The sequence below is a fragment of the Streptomyces sp. NPDC005496 genome (assembly GCF_042872045.1).
GTDB lineage: Bacteria > Actinomycetota > Actinomycetes > Streptomycetales > Streptomycetaceae > Streptomyces.
Map to the genome: position 1 here is coordinate 313,125 of NZ_JBIAJQ010000012.1, position 14,573 is coordinate 327,697.

11 protein-coding genes and 3 pseudogenes are annotated in these 14,573 nt (G+C 70.8%); 8 read left to right on the forward strand and 6 right to left on the reverse strand.

The features are described from left to right. Positions 1-225 precede the first annotated feature (225 nt). Positions 226-950, forward strand: a pseudogene (locus tag ACFYQQ_RS32580) (IS5 family transposase); the annotation flags it as partial. Between the two features lie 496 nt (positions 951-1,446). On the opposite strand, the pseudogene ACFYQQ_RS32585 reads toward ACFYQQ_RS32580, so the two are convergent. The 3 genes and pseudogenes from ACFYQQ_RS32585 to ACFYQQ_RS32595 all read right to left on the reverse strand — a co-directional run. Further along, positions 1,447-2,076 (reverse strand): annotated as a pseudogene (locus ACFYQQ_RS32585) (DNA polymerase III subunit alpha); the annotation flags it as partial. Between the two features lie 148 nt (positions 2,077-2,224). Next, positions 2,225-3,112: a PaaX family transcriptional regulator C-terminal domain-containing protein gene (locus tag ACFYQQ_RS32590; RefSeq protein WP_355794322.1), complete on the reverse strand. Its 888-nt coding sequence runs from the start codon at positions 3,110-3,112 to the stop codon at positions 2,225-2,227. Next, a complete protein-coding gene (locus ACFYQQ_RS32595; protein WP_356175034.1) occupies positions 3,109-3,744 on the reverse strand; it encodes a GNAT family N-acetyltransferase in 636 nt (211 codons plus the stop codon). Before ACFYQQ_RS32595 ends, ACFYQQ_RS32590 begins: the two co-directional genes overlap by 4 nt. Before the next feature lie 112 nt (positions 3,745-3,856). Between ACFYQQ_RS32595 and ACFYQQ_RS32600 the strand changes: the two genes are divergently transcribed. Together ACFYQQ_RS32600 and ACFYQQ_RS32605 are read left to right on the forward strand one after the other, a co-directional pair. Further along, entirely contained in the window at positions 3,857-4,933 is a 1,077-nt protein-coding gene (locus tag ACFYQQ_RS32600; protein ID WP_356175037.1) for a serine aminopeptidase domain-containing protein, read from the forward strand. 305 nt (positions 4,934-5,238) lie between these two features. After that, positions 5,239-5,907 carry a hypothetical protein gene (locus ACFYQQ_RS32605; RefSeq protein ID WP_355793851.1) on the forward strand — a complete coding sequence of 223 codons (669 nt, stop codon included), beginning with the start codon at positions 5,239-5,241 and terminating at the stop codon, positions 5,905-5,907. A 10-nt stretch (positions 5,908-5,917) separates the two neighbouring features. Here ACFYQQ_RS32605 and ACFYQQ_RS32610 read toward each other — a convergent pair. After that, positions 5,918-6,257: pseudogene (locus ACFYQQ_RS32610) on the reverse strand (transposase); the annotation flags it as partial. Between the two features lie 33 nt (positions 6,258-6,290). Between ACFYQQ_RS32610 and ACFYQQ_RS32615 the strand changes: the two are divergent. From ACFYQQ_RS32615 to secD, 3 genes are all read left to right on the forward strand, one after another. Continuing rightward, positions 6,291-6,839, forward strand: coding sequence for a hypothetical protein (locus tag ACFYQQ_RS32615; RefSeq protein ID WP_355793850.1), 549 nt, complete (start codon positions 6,291-6,293; stop codon positions 6,837-6,839). A 160-nt stretch (positions 6,840-6,999) separates the two neighbouring features. Beyond that, positions 7,000-7,377, forward strand: coding sequence for a hypothetical protein (locus tag ACFYQQ_RS32620; protein WP_356175043.1), 378 nt, complete (start codon positions 7,000-7,002; stop codon positions 7,375-7,377). 99 nt (positions 7,378-7,476) lie between these two features. After that, on the forward strand, positions 7,477-9,828 hold the full coding sequence (gene secD / locus ACFYQQ_RS32625) for a protein translocase subunit SecD (protein WP_356175046.1): 2,352 nt from the start codon (positions 7,477-7,479) through the stop codon (positions 9,826-9,828). Between the two features lie 439 nt (positions 9,829-10,267). Here secD and ACFYQQ_RS32630 read toward each other — a convergent pair whose 3' ends face one another. Next, positions 10,268-11,755: an FG-GAP and VCBS repeat-containing protein gene (locus tag ACFYQQ_RS32630; protein ID WP_356175049.1), complete on the reverse strand. Its 1,488-nt coding sequence runs from the start codon at positions 11,753-11,755 to the stop codon at positions 10,268-10,270. 239 nt (positions 11,756-11,994) lie between these two features. Between ACFYQQ_RS32630 and ACFYQQ_RS32635 the strand changes: the two genes are divergently transcribed. Further along, complete coding sequence (locus ACFYQQ_RS32635) at positions 11,995-12,252, forward strand: amphi-Trp domain-containing protein (RefSeq protein WP_355794348.1); 258 nt, start codon at positions 11,995-11,997, stop codon at positions 12,250-12,252. A 486-nt stretch (positions 12,253-12,738) separates the two neighbouring features. Beyond that, positions 12,739-13,224, forward strand: a complete 486-nt coding sequence (locus ACFYQQ_RS32640; RefSeq protein WP_356175052.1) for a GNAT family N-acetyltransferase — start codon at positions 12,739-12,741, stop codon at positions 13,222-13,224. Between the two features lie 132 nt (positions 13,225-13,356). On the opposite strand, the gene ACFYQQ_RS32645 is transcribed toward ACFYQQ_RS32640, so the two are convergent. Next, positions 13,357-14,553 (reverse strand): NAD(P)/FAD-dependent oxidoreductase, encoded by a 1,197-nt coding sequence (locus ACFYQQ_RS32645; RefSeq protein WP_388906216.1) that lies wholly within the window; start codon positions 14,551-14,553, stop codon positions 13,357-13,359. Positions 14,554-14,573: the final 20 nt, after the last annotated feature.

Genomic DNA, 14,573 nt, shown 5'->3' on the forward strand with positions numbered 1-14,573 from the left:
ACCAGATCTCCAGAACCACAGCGCTGTCGTCGGCCATGTGGCCACGCCCGGGCGGGACTTACCCGGAACTGGCCGGGCACCGCCAGCACCGGGCCCCTCCCGGACGGATTCTCCGGCCCCGGCCGTCCCCGACTGCCGACCGAGTCAGCTGAGCCAGCCGCGTTGGCGAATGTGCTGGCTAAGACAGCGTTTCTGATGGCTGTCTCGGCTCGTTGGTTTGGTGTGATGAGTCTTGCTGAGCGGCTAGTGCCGGATGAGCTGTGGGAGCTGTTTCGACGGGTGGTGCCTCTGAGGGAGGTGACGCGTCCGCAAGGCGGCGGTAAGCGTCGGTCCGGTGATCGTGAGGTGTTGACGGCCATCGTGTTCGTGGCCACGTCGGGGTGCACGTGGCGGCAGCTGCCGCCGGTGTTCGGACCGTGCTGGCAGACGGTCTACCGGCGGTTCAGCCAGTGGAGCCGGGAGCGGGTCTGGGCCCGACTTCACCGCGTTGTGCTTGATGAAATGGGTGCCCGCGGCGACCTGGACTGGTCGCGCTGCGTGATCGATTCGGTCAGCGTGCGGGCGACAAAGGGGGGCCATTGAGCGGACCGAATCCGACCGACCGCGGCAAACTGGGATCGAAAATCCACCTGATCACCGACCGGAACGGCCTGCCGCTGTCGCTGGGCATCTCCGGCGCCAACATGCACGACAGCCTCGGCCTTGAGCCGCTCGTGCGCGGTATCCCACCCATCCGCTCACCCCGGGGGCCTCGCAGAAGGCGACCCGCGAAGCTCCACGGTGACAAGGGTTACGACTATGACCACTTGCGCCGATGGCTCTGGGCGCGCGGCATCACACCCCGCATCGCCCGCAAAGGCGTGGAGTCGTCGCAACGGCTTGGCCGGCACAGATGGGTCGTGGAACGAACGGTGTCCTGGCTGGCAGGCTGTCGACGTCTGCCCCGCCGCGCTGCATCGTGGAGCAAAACGTCAGCGCGGCCGGCCGACGCCGAGCCCAGGGCACCTACACCATCGAACCGCTGCGTGGCGGTGGGAGCCACGTGGCCTTCACATACACCTGGGTGCGCGCCCCGGTCGCCGACCGCCTGCTGGCACCCGTCGTCCGAGCGACGATGCGGCGCGCCAACCGCACTGTCCTGCGACGTATGGCAGCCGAGTTGGCCCGCCATTCGTCCGTTTCGGGATCCTGATGTCGATGCATGGCGGCTCGCCTGCCCGACGCAGGACCGAAGTCCACGGCGGGCCCCCGCCCCTGGCCGGGGCCGGACCGCACCACCAGGCACTTCTCCAGTCGGCTCATAGGGCTAAATTTCTGACGCAGTAGACGCATGGCCTACCGATCTTCCCCACCCACGAATGCACTCACCGGCACGCCGGAAGCGCCAGAGAAGGGGCAGAGCGAACCCTGACGTCGAGTGTGCGCAGACGTCTCGTGGGACAGGGCTCAGCCTGGAGAACCCTGGCTCCGGTGGCCAAGCCGGCGCAGGTCCGCCGAGCGGGTGCAGGCGGGCTGAAGGTCGGCGTACGGGTGGACTTTTGTTCCGGCTGTGCCGTCTGTGAGGGTGCGCTGCGGGACCGGGGCAGTGGGCTGGGCGGGGGTAGGTGCGAGGGAGCGGCGGCCGAGGAGGTCGAGGTCGGCCTGCGGGCCGTGGTCGCGGCGGGCGGCGGCCACCTCGTCCAGGTCCCACACCATCTGCCCCACCAGGGTGCGCCGTGGCCCCCGGGCCTCGACGGTTCCCCGCACGAGCAGGAGCCCGCTGTGGAACACGGTGTGGGCGCACGCCTCGTGTGAGTCCTCGAAGAACGCGATGTCCACCAAGGCTGAACCGTCTTCCAGCGTCACGAGGATCACCCGCTTCCCCGACGGGATCGGCGGCGTCTGGGTGGAGGCCCGCACGCCGGCCACCAGCACCTTCTGACCGGGAACCAGGTCCCTCAGGTGGGCTGCGTCGACCGCGCCGAGCTCGCGCAGCAGCCGGTGGTGGTCCATCAGATGATGCGTGACGTCGATCGACAACGTCTCCACCTCCGTGCTGAGCTTGCCCCACCCGCTCATCTCCGGCAGCCCGCTCGGCTACGCGGTCATCAGCTCCGCGCACGCTCGGCACTCCACCCAGCCTCCGGCCGGGGGCCCCAAGAAGCACGCGCCTGACGAGTCCCGTCACCGCCCATAGGACGGCCACGCGGCCCTGGGTTCCCGTGCGCCGGTGCTAACCGGGGCATCACAGGCCCGAGGTGCGCTCCACTGCCTCCCGGGCGATGTCGGTGTAGCTGCGGAAGAGGACGGGGAGTGACCCGTCGTCTTCCCGTCTGCCCAACGCCGCCCAGCACTGGGCCACCAGCTCACGGGCCTGGGTGCCCGGCCAGGGGCGGGGCAGGAGCTGGGGTGGCAGCAGCGGGTCGCGCTCCATGGCACGGGTGAGTTCGGCGGCCAGCTCGACGGCGATCGTCAGGACCGCGGCGGGGGAGAGGCCGGCCCCTTCGGTGAGCCGGGCGAGGCGGGGGCGGGCGACACGGCTCAGACGGTGGTAGCGCTCGGCGATGTCCCGCAGGGGCCACAGACGGCGGGCGAGCTCGGCGGGCTCGCGGACGTCTCCCCTGCGCAGATCCGTCGTGGTGAGGAGGGTCAGCGCGTCGTGGGCGCCGAGGAGGTGGGCCGCCTCCTCGACGTACGGCTCCCAGTGGTTGGCACTCACGTACAGGCCGCCCTGGAGGGGAGCGCCGCCGAGGTGGAGGAGCGTCTCGCGCAGCGAGTCGCGAGCCGTGCGCGCCGACTCGGGTACGGCGAAGGCTGCCAGGTGCCAGACACCGTCCCACGGTGCGAGTCCGGCATCCTGCCGGAAGGCGTGGTGCAGGAAGCCCGGGTTGGGGGAGAGGGCGCGTGTGGTGTCCGCCGTCGCCCGCAGCTCGGCCTTGCGGCCCCGGCCCTCGTGGGTGAACCGGCCCTCGGCCACGAGGCGTTTCACGCAGAGCCGGACCTGCTGGTCGCTCATGCCGAGGGTGCCGGCGACGGTGTACAGCTCGTCCGCGCCGACCGTGCCGTCCTCGCGGATCAATGCGTGGACGAGCAGGCGCGTGGGCACCTCCACGCGGTCCGTCTCGTCGCTCACAGTTGTGCCGCTCCTCTCGTCCCGACCGTGCGACGCATCGTGGTCACCGCGCCGAACCCCAGCAACTTTCGCAGGTAGGGCGTGTGCTCGGTGCGCACGGGCGTGAAGCCGCGCCGTTCATACAGTGCTCTGGCCCGTGGGTTGGTGTCGATGACGTCCAGTCTGATCTCGCGGCAGTCCTGTTCGGCCGCGACGGCGGCGACTTCCTCCAGGAGCAGGGTGCCGACCCCGCGTCCGCGGGTCCGTGCGTCCACGGCGATGCCGTCCATGACGAGTTGCCCGGGGGCGGGCCGGCGCTCGAACAGGGTGAGGAGCAGCAGTCGGTGAATCCCCCGCAGGTGTCCGTACGCGCGCAGCACGGCGGCGGCCGACCCGCCGGTGAGGCCCCGGCCGCCGAGCTGGTAGCCGGCGAGGCCGACGAGCTGTCCGTCGAGGAGGGCGCAGATCGCGCGATCGGCGTTCAGGTGGGCGGCGAGGAAGGGCATCGCCTTGTCCGCGGGACCCAGCGCGGGTCCGAGCTTGCGGCCGAAGGCGTCCCAGTACAGCTCGGCCGCGCGCCGTTCCGCGCCGGCCGGAATGCTCCGCCGGACCGTCACCACTCCCGCATCGCCGCCCACTGCATCCACTTCCATGCCGTTCCCCTCGCTCGCTTCACGACCTCGGAGCAAAACTATCAGAACGGATACGATCGTAGAAGAAGTGATAGTTTTTGGCCTCATGAACCCACCAGAGGTGATCACTCCCATGACTTCGGGGACCGGGCCGCGGCGTCGCCGCGGCCTCCGCGCAGCCGTGTGGTCGCTCGTCACGGTCCTGGTCGTGACAGCCGGCCTCACGGGCGTGGCGCTGTGGCAGAACTCCTACGCGATGGACGAGCGGCGGGTCTCCATCCGCCACGGCGACCACATCCTCAACGGCGTGCTGAGCACTCCCCGCGACGGCCGCGCACGCCACGGCCTGGTCGTGTACGTCCACGGCGACGGACCGCTCGACGCCACGCACGAGGGCGGCTACCGGCCCCTGTGGGAAGCGAACGCCCGGGCCGGGTACGCCTCGCTGTCCTGGGACAAGCCAGGCGTCGCGGGCGCGCCCGGCGACTGGCTCGACCAGTCCATGGACGACCGCGCCGACGAGACCGCCGCCGCCATCGCCTGGGCGCGCACCCGCCCGGACATCGACGGTGACCGGATCGGGCTCTGGGGCGCCAGCCAGGCCGGCTGGGTCCTGCCGAAGGTCGCCGCCAGGACGTCCGTGCGTTTCGTCATCGCGGTCTCGCCCGCGATCAACTGGCTCCGACAGGGCCGCTACAACCTGCTCGCCGAACTGCGGGCCGACGGTGCGTCCGCCTCCCGCACCAAGGCCGAGATCGCCCGGAGCGACACCGTTCGCCGCCTGCTTCAGCGGCACGCGACGTTCGAGGAGTACCTCCGGGCGACGCACGGCGACGCGGACGGGATGACGGCCCGTCGGTGGCGCTTCATCACGAGGAACCACACTGCGGACGCCACCCGGGACCTGCGGGCCCTGCGCGGCGTGCCGGTGCTGCTGACTCTGGCGGGCCACGACGTCAACGTGGACACCGCCGAGACGGAACGCGACTACCGGAAGGTGCTTGACGCGGGCGGCGCACTGACGGTCAAGCACTACCCGGACGCGGCCCACTCCCTGGTGAAGCGGTCCGTCGAACGGTCGGACCTCAGATTCACGCTCACCGCCGTCTTCGCCCCGCGCACGCTCTTCGCGGACGGATTCCTGGGCGACCAGCGGCACTTCCTCGAGGAGGCCGGTCCTGGCGGGAATGCCGAGGGACGGCATGGATGACGAGACGGAACCCGGCACGGCGCGTTCGTCGGAGACCGGCAGGGCGAAGCGGCGCGAGTGGCCGCCGACTTCGGGACTGTGCCACTTGGCGCGGATGTCTGCGGCGACGACACGGGTGCCGAGTTCCTCGCCGCAGACATAGATGGAGCCGGCTGATGGCCGCCGCCGAGCGGTGGCCCCACCCGTGGTTCGAGCCCTGGGAGCACGCCGTGCCCGTCGGCTGTGGGCTACGGGCCGTCAGAAGCCGTGCCCCATCAGCCGGATACGGTCGAGGCGCTCTTGCGGACCGGTCCTACGCTGGAGGCATGGCCACCCATCCCTTGCTGAGGCAGGGCCCCGACTCGACGGATCTGGTCCTGCGTATCGGCCCGGCCGGGCGGATGTGGAACGCGCTGGCCTCGGCGGGGCCGGCGCTGTTCACTCCGCTCGCTCTGGGCGTGCCGACCCTGCTCGTCGCCTTCTGGATGGTGCTGGCCGGGGCGCGGGCGTCGACCGTGTTCGTGGTGGTGGGGGTGATCGCCGGGCTGGAGTACCTGATCGGCTGGCTGGCGCTGGTCTTTTCCCGGGCCCGGGACATCCTGCGGGTGGAGTTCGCGCCGGCCGGGGTGCCCGCGTCTGTGCGGTTGGTCCGGGCCACCGCGCCGGACGACTGGCTGCCCGTCAAGGCCCTGAGCGAGGTGCGGCTGACGCACACGGTGGTGGAGCCCTACCAGGGGGACTACAAGCCGGCCGTCTCCACGCTCGGGCTGGAACTCGTCCTGCAGGGCGTCCGGGAGCGGCTCACGTTCCCCGACGGCGGCGACCCGCAGCGGCTCGCCGACCCGCAGCGGCTCGCCGACGCGCTGACGGCCCTGCTCGGCCCGGCTGGGGTCGTGGTGGAGCTGCGCACCGAGCGCAGCACGCGTGATCGGCCGCGACCCAACTCCGGCTGGGTCTCCGGCGGTTCGGCCTCGGCCGGCTCGGGTGGCGGCTGATCCCGAACTGCCCGTGGCGCTCCCCGGTTGAGCGTTGTTCGCGGGCGACCCCCGTTACGCGCCGAACGGAGTCGACCGAGACGGTCCACTCCAGGTGGCCCACCGCCTCGTCGTTGACCTGGATGTGTTCGAGCAGGCGGGCCCAAGTGCCGTCTGATTCCCATGGCAGCCGTCTGCCGGCGTCCCGTATCGCTCAGGCAGGTCACGCCATGGAGCCCGGTCCGCAGACGCCACAGCACGCCATGACCACCTGACGGTGGTCCCGCCACGGACGGCCGTGCCCGTTCACCTGCGGCAACGGGCGCTATCCGCTGCCACGCCGCCTCCGTCAATTCGCTTCGACCCGCCACAAGATCAATTATTCGGCGCCTTAGGGTGTGCGGGTGGCCCCATCCGACGCTGCATCGAAGACACGTTTTCTGGTCCTGCACGACTACGGCATGGGCGGCGTCTGGTGGTGGGTCCACGCCCGGTCCGAACATGAGGTGCTGGAGACCTTCGCCGGCGTGGAAGTCGTACACACCGAAGCCACCCGCGCGCAGGCCGAGACTTGGGGTCTTGACGAGGCCGACGTCGACGGACCGACCACACCACCCGGCTTGGCCGAAGCGCGAGCCGAACGAGAGACCCAGCGTGGCATGCCGGGCTTCGGAGCCTTGGCCGGCCAGCACCTGCTGTACCTGAGCCGCCGGTGGGACGAGGACGACGACCCGATGGTCTACCTGATGGAGGTCGGCCCCGACGGTCGTCGGCTCCGCCAGGTCGAGCTGACCGAGGACGGAATGTCCTACCGGAGCACTCCCGAGGACTGGCCCTTCAACCCGCCGTTGGTGGACCGCTACGACCCCGCTTGGGTGCCGTTCGTGATCGGCCTAGAAGAGTTCGAGGCCCAGTGGACCCGGGCCGTCCACGATCCCAGCCACTGGGATTAGGGCCTGCTTGACAACTGCCACCGGGATTCGCCGGCTTGGCACGAGCTCTCCTTGCCTCCGTCGGGAACCGAGGAACACGGAACGGACCGGGCACCCCATACGTTGAGGTGGAGGGGCCACGTTGTGCGCACCCGACGAGCACCGTAGGGATGGGGGACGCGTGCCGCAACGGAGCCGCTCCGCGCGCTTGGCCGCGTCCGCGCTGACCCTCGTCGTCACCGTCCTGGCGCTGTTCGTCCCGGTGACCGGGGCGCAGAGCATGCCCATGCCCGCAGGCCGGCCGCTCGCCCACCACATGGTGGCGGGGCACGCCGGACAAGGGGCAGGACCGGACGACGTCCCGGCGCTGCATGTCGCGGTCACGCACCGACCTGACGCACACATCCCGGGCCCGCAGCCCGCGGGCCCCGCGCGTACGGCCGTCGACACGGCCCCGAGCCGCGCCCTGGGTGGGCCTGACACGGGCCCCGCCACCGCACTCGCGCCGCCGCACAGGCCGGCCGAGTCCGCCGCCCCGCGCGGCCCGCCCCACCGATGAGCACGCAGACCGTCATCGACGCCTGACCCTCTCGACCCGGCGCACACCGCGCGGGGCCGGTCACGCGTCCCTCCGTCCTGCCCTCATCGTGGAGTACGCATGTCTCGCGCACATTTGTCCCGCCCACCCTTGTGGAGGGCGATCGTCGCGCTGGCGGCCGTCGCGCTGTCCCTCTGCATCGCCCTGACCCAATCCGCCCGCCTCGGCCTCGATCTGCGCGGTGGCACCCAGATCGTCCTGGAGACCCGGGACTCACCCACCGTCAAGGCCGACGCCGCATCCACCGACCGCGCTCTGGAGGTCATCAGGCAGCGCGTCGACGCCCTCGGCGTCTCCGAACCCGGCATCGCCCGCTCCGGTGAGAAACGGATCATCGTGGAACTGCCCGGAGTGCAGGACCCACGCAAGGCCGCCGAGGTCATCGGCCGCACCGCACAGCTGACGGTCCACCCGGTGACGGGGGCGACGGCCGACAAGGGCTCCGCGAAGCCCGAGGCCGACGGGTCGCGCACCCTGCCCGACCCGGACCAGCCGGGCAACCACCTGAAGCTGGGCCCCACCGCCCTCACCGGCGAGGGGGTCAAGGACGCCGAGGCGGTCCTGGACCAGCAGTCGCTGAACGGCTGGATGGTCTCCCTCGACTTCCGCAAGGGCGCGGGCGACACCTGGGCGAAGATCACCGCGGACGCGGCCTGCGCCCCTCAGGGCGCTCCGGAGCGCCGCGTCGTCATCACCCTCGACAACAAGATCATCTCGGCGCCCGGCGTCGACGCGGACGTGGTGTGCGGGACCGGCATCACCGGCGGCTCCACTCAGATCAGCGGCGACTTCGGCCGGGCCGAGGCACGCGACCTGGCGGCGCTCGTGAAGGGCGGCGCGCTGCCGGTGCCCCTGAACGTCGTGGAGCAGCGCACGGTCGGACCGACGCTCGGCGCCGACGCGATCGAGGCGAGCACCAAGGCCGCGCTCATCGGCATCGCCCTGACCGCACTGTTCATCACCGTCGTCTACCGGCTCCTTGGCGCACTCGCCGCCTTGGCCCTCGCGCTGTACGGCCTCATCTCGTACGCCGCTCTGGTGGCGCTCGGCGCGACGCTCACGCTGCCGGGGCTCGCCGGGTTCGTCCTGGCGATCGGCATGGCGGTGGACGCAAACGTCCTGGTCTTCGAACGGGCCAGGGAGGAGTACCTGGGCGCCCGTTCCAAGGACTTGGCGAAGCCGGTGAAGACCGGCTTCGCCAAGGCATGGAGCGCGGTGATCGACTCGAACATCACGACGCTGCTCGCTGCGGGATTGCTGTTCTTCTTCGCCACGGGCCCGGTCAAGGGCTTCGGGGTCACCCTGTGCATCGGCGTCCTGGCATCGATGCTCACGGCGCTCGTGATCACCCGCGCGCTCGCGGACTTCGCCGTCGCCCGCAGCTTCGTACGCAAGCGCCCCGGTCTGACGGGCATCGCCTCGACGGGCCGAGTCCGCACATGGCTGTCGGGCCGCAACCCGAACCTGGTCCGCCACCGTCGCCGCTGGCTCGGCGGGAGCGCACTCCTGGTGGCGCTGGCCGTCGCAGGAATCCTCATCCGCGGCCTGGACTTCGGCGTGGAGTTCACCGGCGGCCGCCTCGTCGAGTACAGCACCAGCCGGTCCGTCGACGCGGACACGGCCCGCAACGCCGTGGCCGACGCGGGGTTCCCGCGCGCGGTGGTGCAGGAGTCCGGCGACGGCGACATCACCGTACGCACGGACAAGCTCACCACCGACGACGAACAGCAGCGCGTCAAGGCGGCTTTGGAGAAGTCCGGCGGAACCGTCACGGTGGAGCGTGACGAACAGATCGGCCCGAGCCTGGGCAGCGAACTGCGCCAGAAGGCGCTCCTCGCCCTGGGCATCGCGGTGGCCGCCCAACTGATCTACCTCAGCGTGCGGTTCCGCTGGACCCTGGCGGCAGCGGCAGTCTCTGCGATGGTCCACGACGTCCTCCTCGTGGTGGGCCTGTTCGCCTGGCTGGGCAGGCCGGTGGACAGCGTCTTCCTGGCGGCGCTGCTCACGGTGATCGGCTACTCCGTGAACGACACGGTGGTCGTCTTCGACCGCGTCCGCGAAGCGCGCCGCCGAGACCCACGAGGCAACCTGGAGAAAACGGCCAACCACGCGGTGGTCCAGACACTTCCGCGCACGGTGAACACGGGCATGGGAGCCCTGTTCATCCTGACCGCACTGGCGGTACTGGGCGGCGACTCGCTGGCGGACTTCTCCGTGGCCCTGATCGCGGGCGTCCTGGTCGGCATCGCCTCGACCATCTTCACCGCCGTCCCGATCGCGATCGCCCTGGAACACCGCAACCCGCCACCACCACCGGCACCGGGCCGCCACGCCGCGGTGGGAGTTGATGACGGGTACACCCCGTTGGAGGCGCGGAGGAAGAAGGACAGAGGGACGGGGGCGGTCGTCTGAGCCCAGAGTGCGGGCTTCTGTCGCTGCACGCCTGAGTCGTTTTGGTCTTCCCAATGCAGCCCCCACCTCGCTGGGCGTGCGGGGACCGCACCCCGCGCGGGGCTGTGGGACCGGCCGCGCGCCTGCGAGGAGCAGATGTGCCGTACGACGAGGCCGCTGTATCGGCCGGGCAGCGGCGCGTCTTGTGGCGAAGCGCATCGCCGTTGGGACCATCCCGACGCGTGCGGGAGCAGAAGTCCCCGGCCGCACCCGATCACGACCCGGGCGGGACCCTCCCCGCGCGTGCGGGGAGCAGTCCGCAAGGACGTTCCCGATGCAGCCGGCCTAGGGACCATCCGCGCGCGTGCGGAGAGTGGGGACCCTTCATCGGGAACGGCGAGGCTCCGGTGGGACCGCGCGAGGCCGCCCCACCGAACCCCGCGTTGCCCGATCGGCTCGCTTAGCGCAGGAGCGCGCCGAAGCGGGCGCCCGTGGCGGGCGCCGAGAGGTCGCCGGCGCCGAACGCCAGGGACGACCTGGCCGTGAGACCGGTCGCCGTGCCGCGCAGCACCCAGACCGCGCCGTTCCAGCTGTTCTCGGCCACGGAACCGGCCGCGAGGTCGGCGTGGCCGTCACCGTCGAGGTCCAGCAGCGCGCTGCTCGTGCCGAACTGGTCGTCTTTCTCGGCGACTCCGGGTACTCCGGCGGTGTCCTGGTGGAAGGTCTGCGTACCGGCGCCCGTGACACCGGAGGCGCTTCCGGGGACCAGGGCGACGGCCCCGGCGTTGTCGATGTCTCCGATGTCCTCGCCCGGGATGCCGAGTGCGATGTCGCCGAAGCCGTCACCGTTGACGTCCGCCACCGAGACCGTGGAGCCGATCCCGTCGCCCTCCTCCTCCACGCCGGGGAAGCCGGGCAGGTCCTGGTCGAAGGTCTGTACGCGCTCCTCGGACAGGCCGGAGGCCGACCCGAACGCGATCTGGACCTTGCCGCCGTTCCAGTAGTTGCCCACGACGACGTCGTCGAACCCGTCGTTGTTCACGTCCCCGATGCCGGTGCCCGTACCGGTCGCCGTGCCGTCCGCGGGGACCCAGCCGCTGGTGAAGCCCGTGCTGCCGCCGCCGAGGAACAGACGGTTGCCCCACTGGCCGTCGCCCGCGTACTTCCAGGCGACGATGTCGTCCTTGCCGTCGCCGTTGACGTCGCCGGTCCGGGTGGAGCGGATGGGCCCACTGATCGAGTCGCCGTCCTCCTGGCAGCCGCCGTTGGTGGCGCAGGACGCGTCGTTGGCGTCGTAGCCCCACCAGTCGGCCTTGTCCAGCAGCGGCAGGGTGGCGGTGGGCTGTCCGGCGCGGGTGACCGGGCCCTTCCACACGGTGGCGTCGCCGCTCGCCGGGTCGTCGCCTGCGCCGGACAGGTAGGAGAACAGGGCGAGGTCCGTCTTGCCGTCGCCGTCGAAGTCGCCGGTCGTGGGGGACTGCCCGTACCGGGGTATGGCCGTGCCGCCGGTGAGTCCGGAGGCGGAGCCCCAGAGGATGACGGAGCCGGGACTGCCGCCCGAGATCACCAGGTCACTGAAGCCGTCGCCGTCCAGGTCACCCTTGGTGAAGTTGGTGCCGAATCGCTGGTTCGCGGTGGCGGAACCGGGAACGCCGCTGGTGGAGCGGCTGATGAGCTTCTTGTTGGCGGCGGAGACCCCATTGGCGGAGCCGTACGTGACGGCCACGTAGCCCGCCTTGGCCTTGCTGGAGATCGTGGCGTCCGGAGCCGATACGACCAGGTCGGCGTATCCGTCGCCGTTGAAGTCGTCCTGCGTGTCCGCGGACCCGGTGGCCGCCAGCGCCGGGCCCCCGGTGAGAGCCATGGCGCCGAATCCTCCGGCGAGCAGCACCGCGGCTGCCAGGGGTGTGGTGAGCGCGGTACGGGTTCGGCGGTGTGCTCGGGACATACGTGAACCTTTCGAGTCGGTCGGTTCTGTACGCGGAAGGCCGCGTTCAGCTGGTACGACTCGAGTTGGGCGATCCCAGTTGTACGTCCCAATGTCATGGATTCGTAACCGAGGAGACAGGTGTGGCGCTGAACTAGGGCACCCAAGGCGCGCACCGTCCGTTTTGACGGGCTGACGAGGACGAATGGCGTCAGGATGGGAAGGGAAATCCCATGTTCCCCTCGGCTGGTGAGGTATCTGTGAAGGATCTTGAATTCGAACAGAAGCGCACGATGTCACGCGTCGAGGCCGCCGATCAGCTCGACGCCCTGGCAGCCGCACTCCGGCGCGGTGGCCAGGCGGAACTGGACCTCGGGCCCGGAACGCTGACACTTCGGATTCCCGACGAACTCCGCACGGAGATCGAGGTCGAACTGGAGGACGGCAAGATCGAACTTGAGATCGAGCTGTCGTGGAGTACGAAGCAGCCTGACCGGCCTTCAGACACAGGCGACTGACCGCTGCGCGGCCCCCGCGCCGCCTCATCGACCGGATCATGAAGACGTATGCCTCCGTCTGCTTCATCCTGTCCGTCGACGTCTCCATGAACTCCGTGCCGGAGGCACGCAGCCCTTTCCGGAAAGGCACCCGCCAGAGGCGACTGCCTCTCGCGCGGGGACGCGCGAAAGGGGTGCGAGGTGCTGCGGTTACTCGTTCGCCGCCGGGTTGGGTGAACAGCCCGGCTCCGGCCTGGCTCCCCGCAACAGCCTCTGTTGCGGGGAGCCAGGCGTGTGTGGCGACTGTGGCCCTGGCCCCTCTGGTGGGCCGCCGGCGTGTCGGGGAGTTGACGGCTACTGACGTCGCCGGCCGGGGGAAGGGCAGCGGGCCCTTATCGGGAGGCGAAGGCCGGAGCGCCCCGCGTAGTCTCGCCGGCGTGGTGCCTGGATCAGACGACCACCGCTGCCACCAGACCGAGTCGGCCCCGGCCAGGATGGATCCACCTCATGAATCTTCGTCGTTCTGCCCCCGCCGACGCCGTTTCGGTGGCCCGGTGGCCGACCTCCGAGGCAGAAGTCGTCATGTGGTGCGGGGGCGAGTTCCCGGTGCGTGAACAAACGGTTTCCGCGTGGCGGACGGCCGAAGACGTACGAGCCTACGTGCTCGTCGAAGACGACAGACTCCTCGGCTACGGGGAACTGTGGCTCGACGCCGAGGAGAACGAGGTGGAACTGGCCCGGCTCATCGTGGACCCCGCACGACGAGGTGAAGGTCTGGGGCGCGAACTCGTGCGGGGCCTGCTGGCGGGGGCGATCGAAGCGGGCTTCGACGACGTGTACATGCGTGTGCACCCGGACAACGACAGGGCCCTCCGGTGCTATCTGGGTGCCGGGTTCGTGCCGGTGGATCCAGTACTCGCCAAGGACTGGAATGCCGCCCAGCCCGTCGACTACACCTGGCTGCGTCACGCTCCGGCGGCCGCGGACAAGTGAACGCGCCGGCCGTCTCCGGCGTCCCGCGCCCAGGGGTCATGACCGCGACAACTGCGCGACGACGCAGCGGCCGGCCGGCACGGATGCCACGCAGGAGTCCGTGACATCCGTGCCGTGCCGATGGCATGCGCGTCAGGACGCCGCCTGTGCTGTCTCCTTCGACGGGAGGCCGCCGGCCACCGCGCGCCGGCGCCGTACCGGCATGCCCAGCGTCGGATGGCTGGTGCCCCAGGCGGCGCCCTTGCAGACCAACTCCTTGTAGCGGGCCGCGAAGCGGCCGGTCAGGGCGCGGTCCACCGCCTGGTCGTCGGCGGTGACGAACTGGATCAGGCCCTGCCTGCGGCCCAGGGAGATGCACTGGTTGAAATAGCGCAGTGACACGTTCGGCAGCTTGCCGCCGGTGAGGCGCGCGGCGATGGCGTCGGCGGCCTGCCAGGCCATCGGGACGCCCGAAGCGCACGACATGCGCAGTGGTCTGTCACCGGCGCCGATTGCCTGAGCGGCGTCACCGATCGCGTACACGTCGGGGTGGGAGACCGAACGCATCGTCCGGTCGACCATGACGCGGCCGTCATCGGCGAGTTCGAGGCCGGTCGCCGCCGCCATGGGATGGGCGGCGAAGCCCGCGGTCCACACGGTGACGGCAGCGGGGAGAGTCCGGCCGTCCTCGGTCGTGACCCGGTTCGCCTCCACGGCGGTCACCGCTGTGTTCTCCAGTACGCGGATCCCGAGCCCGTCGATGACCCTGCGTAGGTGGGCGCGGCCCTTGGGGGAGAGCCAGTCGCCCAGCTCTGCGCGCGTGGCCAGTGTGGTGTCAAGGTCCGGGCGGGCCTCGGCCACCTCGGTAGCGAACTCCAGGCCGGTCAGACCGCCGCCCACGACGAGGAGTTCCTCACCCGGGGCCAGGCGGGCCAGGCGCTCGCGCAGTTCGAGCGCGCCGGTGCGGCCGGCGATCTGGTGCGCATGCTCGGCGACACCGGGGACGCCGTGGTCGGCACCGCGGCTGCCGATGGCGTGGACGAGGGTGTCGTAGGGCAGTTCCGCCGTGCCCTGTGCCCCTTCGAGGGCCACCGTCTTGCGGTCCACGTCGATGGAGGTGGCCCGTGCGACCTTCAGCTCCACGCCCGTGCCGGCGAGCATCTCGCGCAGCGGACGCGCCTTGAGGTCCTGGCCCGTGGCCAGCTGGTGCATCCGGACCCGTTCCACGAAGTCCGGTTCGGCGTTGACGAGAGTGATGGTGACGTCTTCACGGCGCAGCCGCTTGGCGAGTCGGCCCGCCGCGGTCGTCCCGGCGTAGCCGCCCCCGAGGACGATGATCCGGTGCTGCATGTCTTGGCTCCTGTCTGCGC

Bases quoted from the DNA above. Each gene is read 5' to 3' on its own strand.
- ACFYQQ_RS32645 (WP_388906216.1), bottom strand. From the start codon at position 14,553: ATGCAGCACCGGATCATCGTCCTCGGGGGCGGCTACGCCGGGACGACC.
- ACFYQQ_RS32595 (WP_356175034.1), bottom strand. From the start codon at position 3,744: ATGGAAGTGGATGCAGTGGGCGGCGATGCGGGAGTGGTGACGGTCCGG.
- ACFYQQ_RS32600 (WP_356175037.1), top strand. From the start codon at position 3,857: ATGACTTCGGGGACCGGGCCGCGGCGTCGCCGCGGCCTCCGCGCAGCC.
- ACFYQQ_RS32630 (WP_356175049.1), bottom strand. From the start codon at position 11,755: ATGTCCCGAGCACACCGCCGAACCCGTACCGCGCTCACCACACCCCTG.
- secD (WP_356175046.1), top strand. From the start codon at position 7,477: ATGTCTCGCGCACATTTGTCCCGCCCACCCTTGTGGAGGGCGATCGTC.
- ACFYQQ_RS32605 (WP_355793851.1), top strand. From the start codon at position 5,239: ATGGCCACCCATCCCTTGCTGAGGCAGGGCCCCGACTCGACGGATCTG.
- ACFYQQ_RS32640 (WP_356175052.1), top strand. From the start codon at position 12,739: ATGAATCTTCGTCGTTCTGCCCCCGCCGACGCCGTTTCGGTGGCCCGG.